General features: G+C 42.4%; 11 protein-coding genes and 1 CRISPR repeat array (1 of these 12 running past the window's edge). Of the genes, 4 read left to right on the top strand and 7 right to left on the bottom strand.

Annotated elements, in window-relative coordinates; all coding sequences use genetic code 11:
- A CRISPR array of direct repeats spans positions 1 to 695; the repeat unit is 37 nt; unit sequence ATTGCAATCAACCAAAATCCCTATTAGGGATTGAAAC; it reaches 1,432 nt to the left of the window's first position.
- 192 nt (positions 696 to 887) lie between these two features.
- The gene (locus ACEW80_RS14650; RefSeq protein WP_373527288.1) at positions 888 to 1,847 is read left to right on the top strand and encodes an NAD-dependent epimerase/dehydratase family protein; all 960 of its coding nucleotides are present in this window, start codon (positions 888 to 890) and stop codon (positions 1,845 to 1,847) included.
- A 280-nt stretch (positions 1,848 to 2,127) separates the two neighbouring features.
- Here the strand turns inward: ACEW80_RS14650 and ACEW80_RS14645 are convergent, their stop codons facing one another.
- Both ACEW80_RS14645 and ACEW80_RS14640 read right to left on the bottom strand, forming a co-directional pair.
- Complete coding sequence (locus ACEW80_RS14645) at positions 2,128 to 2,661, bottom strand: DUF2085 domain-containing protein (protein WP_373527287.1); 534 nt, start codon at positions 2,659 to 2,661, stop codon at positions 2,128 to 2,130.
- Positions 2,662 to 2,856: 195 nt separating this feature from the next.
- Complete coding sequence (locus ACEW80_RS14640) at positions 2,857 to 4,968, bottom strand: bifunctional arginine dihydrolase/ornithine cyclodeaminase (protein ID WP_373527286.1); 2,112 nt, start codon at positions 4,966 to 4,968, stop codon at positions 2,857 to 2,859.
- A gap of 458 nt (positions 4,969 to 5,426) precedes the next feature.
- Between ACEW80_RS14640 and ACEW80_RS14635 the strand changes: the two genes are divergently transcribed.
- Together ACEW80_RS14635 and ACEW80_RS14630 are read left to right on the top strand one after the other, a co-directional pair.
- Positions 5,427 to 7,007 (top strand): glycosyltransferase family 39 protein, encoded by a 1,581-nt coding sequence (locus ACEW80_RS14635; RefSeq protein ID WP_373527285.1) that lies wholly within the window; start codon positions 5,427 to 5,429, stop codon positions 7,005 to 7,007.
- 189 nt (positions 7,008 to 7,196) lie between these two features.
- A complete protein-coding gene (locus ACEW80_RS14630) occupies positions 7,197 to 11,171 on the top strand; it encodes a DUF2157 domain-containing protein (protein ID WP_373527284.1) in 3,975 nt (1,324 codons plus the stop codon).
- A gap of 240 nt (positions 11,172 to 11,411) precedes the next feature.
- On the opposite strand, the gene ACEW80_RS14625 is transcribed toward ACEW80_RS14630, so the two are convergent.
- From ACEW80_RS14625 to ACEW80_RS14610, 4 genes are all read right to left on the bottom strand, one after another.
- A complete protein-coding gene (locus tag ACEW80_RS14625; RefSeq protein WP_373527283.1) occupies positions 11,412 to 11,780 on the bottom strand; it encodes a hypothetical protein in 369 nt (122 codons plus the stop codon).
- Between the two features lie 631 nt (positions 11,781 to 12,411).
- A complete protein-coding gene (locus tag ACEW80_RS14620; RefSeq protein ID WP_373527282.1) occupies positions 12,412 to 12,858 on the bottom strand; it encodes a type II toxin-antitoxin system VapC family toxin in 447 nt (148 codons plus the stop codon).
- The gene (locus ACEW80_RS14615; RefSeq protein WP_373527281.1) at positions 12,855 to 13,094 is read right to left on the bottom strand and encodes a hypothetical protein; all 240 of its coding nucleotides are present in this window, start codon (positions 13,092 to 13,094) and stop codon (positions 12,855 to 12,857) included. Before ACEW80_RS14615 ends, ACEW80_RS14620 begins: the two co-directional genes overlap by 4 nt.
- A 175-nt stretch (positions 13,095 to 13,269) precedes the next feature.
- Positions 13,270 to 13,638 (bottom strand): hypothetical protein, encoded by a 369-nt coding sequence (locus ACEW80_RS14610; protein ID WP_373527280.1) that lies wholly within the window; start codon positions 13,636 to 13,638, stop codon positions 13,270 to 13,272.
- Between the two features lie 111 nt (positions 13,639 to 13,749).
- Here ACEW80_RS14610 and ACEW80_RS14605 point away from each other — a divergent pair, with 111 nt between their 5' ends.
- Positions 13,750 to 13,950 carry a hypothetical protein gene (locus tag ACEW80_RS14605; RefSeq protein WP_373527279.1) on the top strand — a complete coding sequence of 67 codons (201 nt, stop codon included), beginning with the start codon at positions 13,750 to 13,752 and terminating at the stop codon, positions 13,948 to 13,950.
- On the opposite strand, the gene ACEW80_RS14600 is transcribed toward ACEW80_RS14605, so the two are convergent.
- Positions 13,937 to 14,735: calcium-binding protein (locus ACEW80_RS14600; protein WP_373527278.1), on the bottom strand; the 799-nt coding region annotated here is incomplete at its 5' end. The two genes, ACEW80_RS14605 and ACEW80_RS14600, sit on opposite strands and share 14 nt — an antisense overlap.

Genomic DNA, 14,735 nt, shown 5'->3' with positions numbered 1-14,735 from the left:
ATTGCTCAAAGCTTATTGCAATCAACCAAAATCCCTATTAGGGATTGAAACAAACTCATTGTATGGGAATGCTGGTAAAAAGTGGATTGCAATCAACCAAAATCCCTATTAGGGATTGAAACACAGGCATATTGTAGCAGATGAAATCATTAAAAATTGCAATCAACCAAAATCCCTATTAGGGATTGAAACTAAAGATCCTGCAATGCTTCATCTAACTCCTGCATTGCAATCAACCAAAATCCCTATTAGGGATTGAAACATTTTAGCCCCTACGGCACGAGTAGGCGCAAATCCGATTGCAATCAACCAAAATCCCTATTAGGGATTGAAACATAATTCCGGCGGCATTGTTGCCAATCATGCCACATTGCAATCAACCAAAATCCCTATTAGGGATTGAAACCGCGAACGACTTTAGAACAAATGCCATTCCGTGCCAAATTGCAATCAACCAAAATCCCTATTAGGGATTGAAACAACGAAAGATGGTCACCTGCTGACCAACTACAGAAATTGCAATCAACCAAAATCCCTATTAGGGATTGAAACCCCCATCAGCTCCGTCTTTTAAATAAACACTAGATTGCAATCAACCAAAATCCCTATTAGGGATTGAAACAACAGAGAAACTGCCATCTTCAGCCGCTTTAATTGTATTGCAATCAACCAAAATCCCTATTAGGGATTGAAAAGTATTGTTATTAATAGCAATACTCAATAAATATACTGAGACGCGTTAAAACTATGTATTGATTGAAACATTTGTTATATTTTAATTATTGCAATAATTTAGTTAAAAAACTTCCTCAAGTAATTGCGATTATTGATTGCAAGCATTAACCTGTGAATATACAGATTCACAAAGATGTCAAAAAATAGACAATATGTCCAAAATTATCGTTACTGGAGCCGCAGGCTTTATTGGTTCTCATCTTGCAGAAACATTGCTGCAACAAGGAGAAGAAGTGATTGGGATTGATGAATTTAACGATTACTACAATCCGATGTTCAAGCGTAAGAATATTACACACTTACATCAGTCACCTGGCTTTACATTAATTGAAGGAGATATGCAATTTTTAGATTGGCAGAAACTCTTAAACAATGTTGATGTAGTTTACCATCAAGCGGCACAAGCAGGAGTCAGAGCAAGTTGGGGTAAAGCTTTTCGAGGTTACACAGAACGAAATGTTAACGCTACACAAGTTTTACTAGAAGCAGCGAAGGATGCTAAACACCTGAAAAGGTTAGTATTTGCCTCTTCGTCGAGTGTATATGGTGATGCAGAAACATTACCTACCCACGAGGGAATTTGCCCAGAACCAGTTTCTCCTTACGGCATTACGAAGCTAGCAGCAGAATTTTTGTGTAAACTATATTACAAAAACTTTGGCGTGCCCTGTGTCACATTGCGTTATTTTACAGTTTATGGCCCCAAACAGCGCCCAGATATGGCATTTCATAAGTTTTTTAAATCCATTTTGGAGGATGAAGCAATTCCTATTTACGGTGATGGACAGCAAACGCGGGAGTTTACGTTTGTTAGTGATGTCATCGCTGCCAATTTAGCTGCTGCGATCGCACCGGAAGCAGTAGGAGAAATCTTTAATATCGGTGGTGGTAGCACGGTAATTTTAGCAGAAGTCTTGGAGATAATTGAAGAAATTGTCGGTAAATCAATCAAAAGAAACCACATAGAAAAGGCGATGGGAGATGCTCGTCACACTGCTGCTGATGTATCTAAAGCGCAGAAAATTCTGGGATATCAGCCGCAAGTTTCTCTAAAAGATGGTTTGACACAGGAATGGGAGTGGGTAAAATCTTTGTATTCCCTATCCTCCTAATTTTCCTCATCCCCTGATCTTCTTAACCTTGACTTTTGTTGTGTAAACCGTGAAGAAACACGTTGGCAAACAGAAGTTTTAATATTTCCAGTTGAGTCACCTGAATCATATCTTCTCGGCAGTGAGATAAAAATAACCATTTAACGGATCTCCCAGGCGCGAGCAATTCTGCAATGGACTAGGAACGAATTCGTCGATATATTAAGTCTAGTAGAAATCTCCAAGCTCTTGCGATCGCTTCATTTCACTTCGTCACACTCGCAATGAGATTGTATAACAATTACTTCTGCCGTCTACTGATCACGTCCTGCCACCCGTGTAAGATGGGCATGGTAAATAATCCCCATGCCAAACCCGTAATCAACCCAAAAGGCGTGACTACATAGTTATTAAAATTCCACAAACCAAAAACCTGTGCCGCCAATTCCAAAGGATAAGCCATCATTAGCACACTAGCTAAAGCCGCACCATTCCAGCCATACTGACTTAACCAGTAAAATCCCTTACCATCACTTACCCCATACAACAGACGAGTAATCAGCAAACCCGTGACAGTGCCGTAGCAGCGCATACACACAGCCATAATAAACGGTGGTGCTAAATCTAGCCCCATAGCTGGCTGCGGACATACATGATTACCCATGAAATAAATGATGTCCGCAATCCCTCCAAGCAAAGACACCCCAGAGGCAGCCAGAAAGGGGGCAATTGGCGGGCCAAAAACCATCCCTACTAACAAGAAATCAGCAATTAAACTCACCCAATTAAGAGTTTTGGGAACCTGTAATTGCATGGCGGAAACAGTTTTTTCCATAAAATACCCTTAGTAATTATTCAATGGATTAGATAGTAGAAGATGATGAGACAAATTCAAGTGATTATCTTTATATGTTCCCCACATCTAATTAATAGTTAACCAAGTTAATCACAAAAGCAGTAGAGTGGACATTGCCCACCCTACTTTTATCTCTTTTGCTCCCTTTCTCTGCGCCTCTGCGTGAAACCTTCCTTAACCTACCTTATTAACATAAGGACTCGTCAACTTATCCAACTGCTGAATCAATAAACTCAGAAACAACCCCACATCAGTCACCACACCCACCGATTCTACAGAACCGCGATCGCTTAACTTAGTCACCACAGCTGGATTAATATCCACACATACCATTTTCACCCCCGCCGGAGTCATATTACCCACCCCAATGGAGTGCAGCATTGATGACAGCATCAAAATCATCTCCGCACCTTCTAGGTGTTTGGCGTATTCCTCTTGGGCTTTAATCAAATCCATTTGGGTATCAGGCAAAGGGCCATCATCTCGAATTGAGCCAGCAAGGACAAAAGGAATATGATTGTGGACACATTCATACATCACACCATTTTTAATCACCCCCGCCTCCACAGCTTTGTGAATGCTGCCGTAGCGACGAATGGTATTAATTATCTTCAGGTGATGGCGATGTCCACCATGTACGGCGATACCCCGCTTCATGTCCATACCAAGGGAAGTGCCCATGATATTTTGCTCGATGTCATGAACTGCGATCGCATTACCACCCAGTAACACTTGGACATATCCTTCCCGAATTAGTTGCGCCAGATGTTCGCCGCCACCAGTATGAATCACCACAGGCCCAGCCGTGACAACTACCTTACCACCAGCATCGCGGATTTTTCGCAATTCCCAAGCCACTTGCTCAACCACCAATTCCACGCGCCGTTCACTGGAAACGCCTGACGACATAAAGCTGAATTCTTGAGTGCTGCGGAGTTCCCGCGATTCAGTTTTGCGGATGGTGCGGATACCTAGCACATCGACAATTACCTGCTCGTCAACTTCTAAATCGCGGAGGATTTTACACCGAGCAACTAAGCCAGTGGTAGTTTGAGTAATGGCGATCGCGCCATCCATCCGTTGATTTTCCACCTTCACCCACTGACCATTAATTCGCACTTCGGTAGGATAAATCGTACTGACGTAGAAATCATCAGGTGCAACACCAGCTTGAATCACAGGCTCAAGTTTGGCATCTCGCTCATCTTCGGGTAAATTTACAGCCCCCAAATCAATCAACAGCGAGATAATTTCTTCCATTACCTCATGGGATGGCGCTGATACCCTGACTTCGGCGGCTGAGGTACTTTGTCGTTGTTCTCCCAAGTTGAAATTCAGGACTTGGAAACTTCCCCCGGCATCTATAATCAAATCCAAAGCGCGGTTAATTAAGCCTGCATCAAGCAAGTGTCCTTCCATGCGAATGACGCGGCTTTCTACCGAGACATTGGCATGAACTTCATCTCTAACTGGTTCCGTCACCCGCAGAGTTAAGCATTTAGCTGCGCCTCCAGCTTTGAGAAATTCGGTAAGGGGCGTTTCCAGCACTTGAAAACCTGCATTTGCAAGGCGGGTTTTCAAACCATCGCTTGTTTTGTTCATGATCACGATGCTATCGACATTCACCGCATTACAAGCGAAGTTGACTGCATCAGCTTCGGCAATTGCAATCCGCTTTTCTGGTGCGACTCGCATTTCGATTAAGCGGTTGGAGTAAGCATCAAAAGCGCCGGGATAGTAGAGCAAATAGCCGTTTGTTAGAGGACAAAAGCAGGTGTCCAGGTGATAGAAACGTTCGTCCATGAGTCGTAGGGAAAGCACCTCAATATCTAGCCATTTAGCTAGGTAAGGGTGAGAATCTAACTCAGAGCGGAAACCGTATCCTGCCCATAACCAGCGTCCTTCCCGATCCAGCAGTGCGTCTCCTGCGCCTTCAAAGGGCAAATCTTTGGGAAGTTCGTTAACTGTATAACCATTTGCCTTAAACCATTGTTTGAAAAAAGGCTCTTCTCCCTGACGTTCTTTGTGCAGAAAGCGACTGAGGACGACGTTATTCCCCAGTACTAAGCCAGCGTTGGCAGTAAAAACCAAATCAGGCCAACCTTTTTCAGGTGGTACTAAGTCTACAATGGCGTGTTCTTTAAGGATTTGGTGTAGTCCCTGCCACTGTTCCACGGCGCGATCGCGCGATGATTTGTGAATATTCCCTTCCATCCAGGGATTAATCACGTAGTCTACATCGTAGTAATCAGGGGCACACATCAAAAAGCGAATACGGGAAGTCATAAAAATCTTACAAGCGTTTTAGATGCTACAAGCTTACTTTGAATACAGATTTTGGCTTTTTTACTCAATTGTGTAAATATCACTACAACTTCTATCTTTTCATAGGTTGAAGGGTTTACAAAAGCTTTGTTATTAATTCTATTACTGGAAGAGACAAAGTGAAGAGAAGAAATACAGAAGGTGACAAAGTAGTGTGGGGTGTGCGGTACAATGATGACGCTAAGAACAGAACAAGCCAGATAAGTGATGAATAACACAATACCTAGACTATGGGGCGATCGCCGGCTGAATCTGCTCGATCAACCAAACTCAGCATATTCTGCTCAATTAATTTATACTGTAAAATAATTTACTTACATATTATGAGTAGCATTAAAACTAAAATGCCTTCTCAGAAACAATTGATGAGATAAAATTTTATCGCTGTTTATTAAGGCTTTGAGGTAATTGAAAACTGCATGAAAAAGCAATTGTCACGGAACTGGCTTATTTCTCAATCTTGGCTACGCTTTTTAATCATTATTCTATTAGTAATAGGTGTGTTTTTTCGTTTCGTAAATCTGGACAAAAAAGTATATTGGCTCGATGAAGTTTACACATCGTTACGCATCTCTGGCTATCTGAAATCAGAAATGGAGGAGCAGTTACGGACTGGTCGTTTACTTAGCATAGAAGATTTACACAAATACCAGTTTCCTAATTCGGAAAAAACCACAAATGATACGATTAAAGGGTTGGTGTTAGAAGAATCGCAGGTTGTACCGCTATATTTTGTGATCCTCAGGTTTTGGGTAGAGTGGTTTGGCGATTCCGTAGCAGTGATGAGAAGCCTTTCAGCATTCATTAGTCTGCTGACCTTTCCTTCTATTTATTGGTTATGCCAAGAACTATTTAAGTCTTCACTAATCGGGTGGATGGCTATGGTCTTGGTAGCTATTTCACCTGTTCATGTTTTGTATGCACAAGAAGCACGATCTTACAGTTTATGGATAGTTGCTATTTTAATGTCGAGCGCAGCACTACTGCGAGCTATGCGCCTTCAAACAAAGGTTAGTTGGTGCATTTATGCAGCAACATTATCACTAGGATTTTACAGTCAATTATTTTTTACCTTTGTCGCTCTGGCACAGGGAATTTATGTAGTTACAATCGAACGCTTCCGATTAACTAAAACATCAATATCTTACCTGCTATCAGCGCTTACAGGGTTTCTGATTTTCATACCTTGGTTTTGGATTATTATTACTAACCCTACTCCCGAAGGAGTAAGTTGGACAAATACTAAACAAACATTATTTCAATCAGCTATCAGGTGGGTTGGAATTATTAGTCGTGGGTTTCTTGATTTAGGTATTAGCCCTAATGACCCAGGAAAACTTAAGATAGCCTTAATTCCTGGGATTTTAATGATTTTAATTCTAATTATCTACTCAATTTATGTTCTCTGTCGAAGAACTTCTAAAGAAGTTTGGTTATTTGTCTTAACCTTGATTGGGTCTGTAGGTCTTCCCCTAATGCTGTTGGATTTCGTCTTAGGAAAGCGATATGGGACTACTCGATATATACTTCCATCTATTTTAGGTATGCAGTTAGCGATCGCTTACTTGTTTACTACTAAAATCACATCTGTTTCTAGTAAGATTTGGCAGAAAAAGCTCTGGTCACTTGTAACATCCATAGTAATTCTCAGCGGAATCATATCTTGCTCACTCAGTTCTCAAGCCCAGATGTGGTGGAACAAAGTGCCGGAAGTAAACCAACAGTATCCCCCAATTGCTCAGATAATTTCTCAAGCTAGTAAACCGCTTTTAATTAGTGATAATAATATAATTTTAATCCAAACACTTGGTCATTTACTTGATCCAAAAGTGCAACTTCAAATCGTATATCCAAATCAGTTACCACAGATTACTACTGGTTTTACTGATATATTCTTGTTTAAACCCTCTAAGTTCTTGAAAGCTGGAATTGAGAAAATTTATAACTCTAAGTTACAGCAGATAAACAACTCACTCTGGAAAATCTCAAAATCGACTTAAACCAAGGATACGGGCGGATCTACTAATTGAGAGACTGGAAAGAGGAACCTAAAAGCAGACAGTTAATCTTTGAATATTGATCGCAGGTTAAAAATTAATATTAATTAGCCTCATAAGTGGCACAATTATGGCCAAAATATACTTTAATTAAACCAATAATTTAAGTATATAGTTATACTGCCGCCGCTTATGTCATCGCCTCTTGAGCGCCCGCTGAAAATTGAAATCAGGCTGCCATCTTCCCATCCTCAGTTATTAGAAGGGTTAGATATATGGCTGCGCTTAGGTCTGATATCCGATACCCAAGTCAAGCAGCTATGTCGAGAGTTTCTTGTGTGTACGGTGGTGTTGCAACCCCAGCCGGAAGCTGAACCAAAAGTAGTATTTGCAACTCTCGATCCTGTGCAACAGTTGCCCGTAGCAGCTTTCCAATCTAGTAACCTTAGAAAACCGCCAGAACAATCAGCTAAACCCAACTTTATCAGCACAATGTTGCAGTCTTTGGGAGCAGAACTGAGTGTCCGCTGGCTGCTTTTTTTAGGTGTATTCCTAGTAGTGGTGTCCTCTGGAGTACTTGCTGCTAGCCAGTGGAAGATGTTTCCCGCCTCTGGGCAGTATGGAGTTTTATTTGCTTATACTTTAACTTTTTGGGGGTTAAGCTTCTGGGCAATTAGGCAAAGCAACCTCAGATTGACGGCTCAAACATTACTGATTGTCACCCTTTTGTTAGTGCCCGTGAACTTTTGGGCGATGGATAGCTTTCGGTTGTGGCAAAATCCTGTGGATTGGATTGTAGTTGCGATCGCCTGTCCTACTCTCACTGCTATAACTATTTTACTCTCCAAAAATCGGACTATTTTTGCCAATTTATCTACGGGCATTTTACCTCTAGCAAATATTTTGGGGCTGAGTTATCTGCATTGGGGTTGGCAATTTCCCGCATTTCCCTTAATTGCTGTTTATGTGGCCATGATCGGCACAACCATCATTACTATTTATCACAATCGTTACCAACAGCCTAATACTGTCAGGGAGGAAGATCGGGGCGATGTCTACGACGGGCTACGCCTACGCCATAGCTTAAGTATTAGTTTACCTGCTGCGATAATTATTTATGCTTTGATAGTGCTGCTAGTGCGGGCGATTTTTGTTGCCAGAGTAGATGTCACGCAGTTGGGGTTAGCTATTGGCATTTGCGGCTGGTTGGTAACTTGGTTAGCAAGAAGAGTCGGTGAAGCAGAGGAAGTAACAGTAATATTCTCCTCATCTCCTTTGTCTCCCCCATCTCCCTTACTCTGGGAAAGACTTGGTGCAATTTTACTCTTGCTGGGTTGGGTGGTTTCAGTAGTTAATCATCCCTGGCAAGCGATCGCTGTGAGTGGTTTTGGTTTGTGGTTTGTGGGAAATCGCTTGCAGAGGTACAGTTTCAAGGCTGACTTAGCAGCAGTTTTTTTTATCGGCTTACAGACGATTTGGCTTTTTTGGCGGTTAGTGCCTGATAACTTACAGAAATGGGCGATCGCAATTGGCACCCAACTTACCAATTCTCAAAATGAACCTTGGGCTTTGCTGGGTGTAGCTTTATTTCCCTACGTAATTTTGATGGTGGCGCTCACAGATAGCTTGTATCGCCACCAAAAGCGAGAATTGGCTCAATCTGGGGAATTGCTCACCCTCTTATTTGGAACTTTCTTAACAACGATCGCTCTCATAAATCCTACATTGCGATCGCTAAATCTGCTATTTTCTACAATTACTCTCGCATTCGTCACTCAACGCCGCTCCCCCTCCTCTCTTCCCCTGGTATATCTAACTCACATCATCGGGGTGCTGACGTTTTGCTCTACCATTAATTGGTTCTTACCAACCCTGAGCCAACAAGCCTGGGCAAGTATTTTATTGGCTCTGATGGTTGCAGAGTGGGGATTTAGCCTCGGCAATGGCCTATGGCGACATAGTGCAAGAGATATCGGTTTAGGACTAGCCGCCGCTAGTTTTTTCCTATTATGGATAAACGCAAAATCATCTTGGTATGGCATCGCTGATAGCCAAGCTGATTGGGGAGTCTTATGGCTAGTTACGCCTTTAGCTCTCACGGGTGTTGCCAATCGGACAACTGGTGAGCGTCGCACCATAAACAGTTACTTGAGTGTTTTAGCTGTGGGAGTTGCCCAATTACTAACTTTACAACTACCAGGAACCAGATTAATCGGTTTGGCTGTGGCTGCGGCACTGATGTTCGCAAATACGCGCTATTTGCGAAACCAAATATCTGCGGTAATTACAGAAGGATTTGCTCTGAGTTTCATTGGGGCGTTGCTATGGGCAGGTGTGCCTGGTTTACCTCGCCTCGCGGTAGCAGGTTGGTTTGTCGTAGGAGCGATCGCAACCCTAAGTTTATGGTTAGCACGGACAGCACTGACGCGGCAAAATAACGAATTAGCAGTTATATATGCAGCCGCCAGTGATAAATGGGCGATCGCCTTGTGTGGTTTTGAGTTGTTGGGTTTAACATTGCACTCAGCGCTGATTTACGTAGGGTTTATTACTTCGGGCTTTTTGTACTTAATTGCTACTGCGATCGCCTTGACAGCTATTGTTTATCGCAGTTGGCGCGAACCGACAAATTGGGCATTTTATGGCATCGGTTGGTGTTTAGAATTGTTGACTGCTGAGGTACTAGGGTTTGGAGAGGGATCGACTGTTAAGATTGCGGTTGCAAATATCGCCTTGGGTTTAATTGCTCAACTTGTCGGCGAGTGGTGGCGACGACGACATCAATTAGAAAGGCTTCCTAGCAGCTTTCATATTCTGCCATTAATTTATGGTGCATTTAGTGTATTACTACGTTTGGACACATTCACCGAGTGGACAGGTTTGTATTCCTTAGGTGTAGCTTTAATCATCATTGGCGTGGGGCGACGGCACGAGAACTTTAAACCCCTGCTGTACTTAGGAATCATTGGCGGATCAATTTCTGCTTATGAACTTTTGTTTTATCAAATGTTACAAGCTTCAGGAGGAGCATTAGGTGATGGATTGATTGCCATGTCTGCACTTGGCGCAAGTATCATGTATGCTTACCGTATTTTGTCGCCTTGGCTTGTCAGCTATTTACGCCTAACTCCCCAAGAATTGAAAGGAATTGCCCATATTCACTGGGCTTGGAGTAGCTGCTTATTAATGGCTGCCCTTGTTACTCCCATTGGAGTTAACCGTTTGGTGGGATTGGCAACTGGAGTATTTTTGATTCGCTATGCCATGTTTCAGGGAAGGCAATGTCTAACGACAAGCCGCTACGCGTCTACGCCCCAACCATCCTTGGCAACAGCGTCGGCTATAACAATAGATGAAATCTGGGTTTACCTGGGTTTGTTAGAGGCAGGCTTCATCAGTATTTACTTGCAGGATATGCCAATAGGACGTTTATTTACTACCCAATTACTTCCTTGGAATGGTGCGATCGCTTGTGTGGTAGCCTATTTTCTGTACATCCTACCCTGGGAAAATTGGGGTTGGTCTAAAAGACCTTGGCAACAAGCTGCATACATCGTACCACTGATCATTTTATGGCAAACAAGACTGCAAACTTACCCCATTACCTTGCTACTCGCAGCTGGATTCTACATCTTCCTCGCAAAAGTGGGTGAAAACATCCGTTTTACCTATATTAGTGTGGCGTTGATTGATTGGGCGCTTTACCGTTGGTTTAATTCCTTACATCTAACTAACGCTTTATGGTATATAACACCCATTGGAATATCACTGCTCTACATTCCTCAAGTCGATTTTCAACTGAGGCTACCAGAGTATAAAGCCGCGCGTCATCTTCTGAGACTGCTGGGTAGTGGTTTAATTTGTGGGTGGGCAATTTTATTTAATCAACACACCGCTTGGATACCTGGAATCTTCAGCCTCATTGCCATTTTTGCTGGATTAGCTTTGCGAGTCCGGGCTTTTCTCTACATTGGTACAGCCACTTTTTTAATCACTACAATCTATCAATCAGTAATTTTCAGCTTGCAGTACTCTTTCTTAAAATGGGTAGTTGGCTTGCTAGTAGGCATCCTACTAATTTATATCGCCGCCAACTTTGAAACCCGTCGCGCTCAAATAACTTCCCTCATTCGCAGCACCATTGATGAGTTTCAATCATGGGAATAGGGCTAGTAGTCTGTCAATTTGATTTGGGGGATTGTTTGTACTATCTAAAACCTTGTAGAGACGCGAAATTTCGCGTCTCTACATCCATCATTTTTATGTTGACAGACTACTAGTACCGCTTGGCGGAATTCGTGTGCTGTACTAGGGATTAAAAATTTCTAATTTGTAAATGCGTAGTCAGACTTGAACTTTAGTTCAAACCAAGGAGAGGTTTGTCAAACTCACGTTGATATTAGTTTCTCATGATGTGACTAACTTTTTGCGACTGGGACGCTTGTACTCTGATTTTTTCTTCAATCCTACCGCTTGAGCTTGGTCGCTATCTAATCCATATTGCCCGCGCACAACTTCTTTCATCGCTAATACCGCATTATGAAATTCCCATTGTGCTAATCGCGCAGCATCAGCAGCAGCACGGTATAAAGTTTGTTTTTCAGTTTCGGCTTGCTGTTCAGCCAACATGGACTGATAAGCTAGCTGTAAATTTGCAGCAGAGGCATCGACACGGGTTGTATTGTATGTGCTGATGGTTTGCAAACCGTGCCATGAAGTAACATCTTCACTAATTACTTGAGGACTCAAACGGCGGGTTGTATCTTGGGTAGGCATATCAGCATACTGTTGTAGTGTACATATTTAATGTACCCATTACAACTATAAATCTATCAGTAAGTCCAAAAGTTGTCAGTCGCAAGTCGGAAATAGGAACTTCCGACTTCATTCGGGTGCATCAAACATTTTTAACTATGCAACAAAGGTGCAAGCTGATACATCTAAGGTGCAAGCCAATACAACTAAGTTGCAAGCCGATAAATCTAAGGTGTAAGTCGATGCATCTAAGATGCAAGCTGATACATCTAAGGTGCAAGTCGATGCAACTCAATACTTGTCGGTTAAGGAACGAAACTCAACATTTTGCGGGGTTTGTTGGGTTTCGCTATGGCTCAACCCAACCGATGCAATTAAGTACACCTTACTATAAAACAATACAGTTCAGTTAAGGCTAAAAACTAAAGCTGGTGTAGGTTGGGGAGCCTGTGCGTTGCGGGGGTTCCCCCCGTTGTAGCAACTGGCGTTTGAGGAACGAAACCCAACATTATCGAGACTTTGTTGGGTTTCACTGTCGCTCAACCCAACCTACTATTCTCTTAACCCAAGCGTATTGCACTATAAAAAGGTGTGAGAAATAAAAATTACGTAGGCGTAGCCCGTCGTAGACATCGCACTAAACCCCAGCCTCCTAGCTGTTTATGCTATTGGGGTGAACAATAGTAATTCCTTCAGCTTCTACAAAGTCTTTTGGGTTTAAAGTTAGAATATGGCTGATGTTATGGGCAAGCACTACTGCTTGGATGCGTAAATCGTGGGTGCGTTTCCCTGAAACCTTGTGAGTTGTAGCGAGCCTAAACCAAAGGCGAAATACATCTGGTGTTTCTTCTAGCCACTCAAACTGATTTATGAGCATTTGCAACGTTCGTTCAGTTTCTTCTGGTGTCCATCCAAATCCATTTAGAGCTAATTGACGGGTGGCTACAACCCAAAATTCAATTAAAACTTGCGATGTAATAAAACATTGATGCTTATTAGATATTAGATACCTGATTGTGCGATCGACAAGATTATAATCGGGTGAAGCTATATCCCTGGAGCGTAACAGGATATTGGTATCTAATAAATAATCGGTCATACTTGATCATCGTAGATATTTTCTCGACGCAGAGCTTCATCAGAAAGGTTGGCATAGCTTTTTGGTGCTGTATCTATCCACTCCTGCCAAAGTAATAATCTCTCCGATGATGTTTGAGGTTTACTGGTAAGTAACGTTAAATGCTTGTTACTAAGTTTTTCTTGAAAGAGTTTTTGCTCTTCGGGGGAGAGGTTTAGTACCACTTCTACAAGAGAATTAACAAGTTGTACATTCATAGTTGTGTATACCAATTCACTGAGTCCGTCTACGCGATGGGCTTTCGCCCTGCCCTGATGCCGCCTTACTATAATACTGATTCTTGGTTCATAACTAAAATGCGATCGCACTTGATATTATCTGAGAATGCGATCGCACATTATTATGATGTAAAATATGTTAATTTTTCCTAGCTCATGATGCGGCTAACTTTTTGCGGCTAGGACGCTTGTACTCTGATTTTTTCTTCAGTCCCACTGCTTGGGCTTGATCGCTATCTAATCCATATTGCCCACGCACAACTTCTTTCATTGCTAATACAGCGTTATGAAATTCCCATTGTGCTAATCGCGCAGCATCAGCAGCAGCCCGGTATAAAGTTAGTTTTTCGGTTTCGGCTTGTTGCTGGGCTAACATAGCTTGATAAGTTTGCTGTAAGTTGGTAGCAGAGGCATCAGCACGGGTTGTTTCATAAGTAGCGATCGTTTGCAAACCGTGCCATGAAGTAACATTTTCACTAATTACTTGAGGGCGTAAACGGCGTGTTGTATCTTGGATAGACATATCAATATATTGTTATAAGGTACATATTTAATGTACCCATTGCAACGCTAAAGCTATCAGTAAGGTGAAGTTTTTAGATAAAACAAGGTTAAAGAAAGGGTAAGCTCATTTTTGCAGAGCGATGCATCAAAGGTGCAGGGCGATGCAACTAAGGTGCAGGTCGATGCAACTAAGTTGCAGGTTGATGCATCAAAGTTGCAAGCCGATGCAACAAAGTTGCGAGTCGATACATCAAAGTTGCGAGTCGATGCAACAAAGCAATTTGTAGAGTGGGCAAACATTTGCCCACCCAATACACTTAAACAGAGATAAAATTGCTTTGTGTCAGCGTAGTAGTATCAAACGCAGTCAGTATCGCTAGAGTTTGATTGCCTAAACTAATCTGATTACCAGAGAAAGACAACTGATTGAAACTCAAGCCAGACAAACCGATAAGATCGCTTTGACCTAAACTAAAGTCAGTAATTGTTTCTCTACCTGCGGCTTTCTCCAACACAAAGATATCGCTACCAGTACCGCCAGTTAGGTTATCATCTCCCTTGCCACCGTTGAGGAAATCGTTACCCGCACCGCCGACAAGTAAATCTTGACCGTTACCACCAATCAGACTGTCGTTACCGTCACCGCCATAAAGTTTGTCATCACCGTTATCACCTTCGAGATGATCATTACCAGCATCACCATAAAGTGTGTCTTGACCATTACCGCCAAAGAGATTATCGTTGCCAGTACCGCCATAGAGTAAATCGTCACCATTGTCACCGACAAGGTTATCATTGCCAGCATTGCCGGAGATGGTATCTTGCCCATTGAGTCCGTTAATGATGTCGTTGCCGGATGTACCGTTGAGGTTATCGTTATTGTTAGTGCCGTTAAGGTTTGTCCCGATTGCTACCGTTACCATCCCTAAATCAGTGCCACCATTGCCATCGCTGACAGTATAGTTAAAGCTGCCATTGCCAGTGAAATTGGTTGTGGGAGTAAAGACGACATTGCCACTGCCATTTAAGGCGACAGTACCATTGACACCGTTACTGACAGCAGAGATGCTTAAAGCACCGCCGTCTACATCGGTATCATTTGCTAACAAATCAGTA

It is taken from the genome of Nostoc sp., assembly GCF_041747015.1.
Classification (GTDB): domain Bacteria; phylum Cyanobacteriota; class Cyanobacteriia; order Cyanobacteriales; family Nostocaceae; genus Nostoc.
This window is presented reverse-complemented; position numbering and strand designations above follow the sequence as displayed.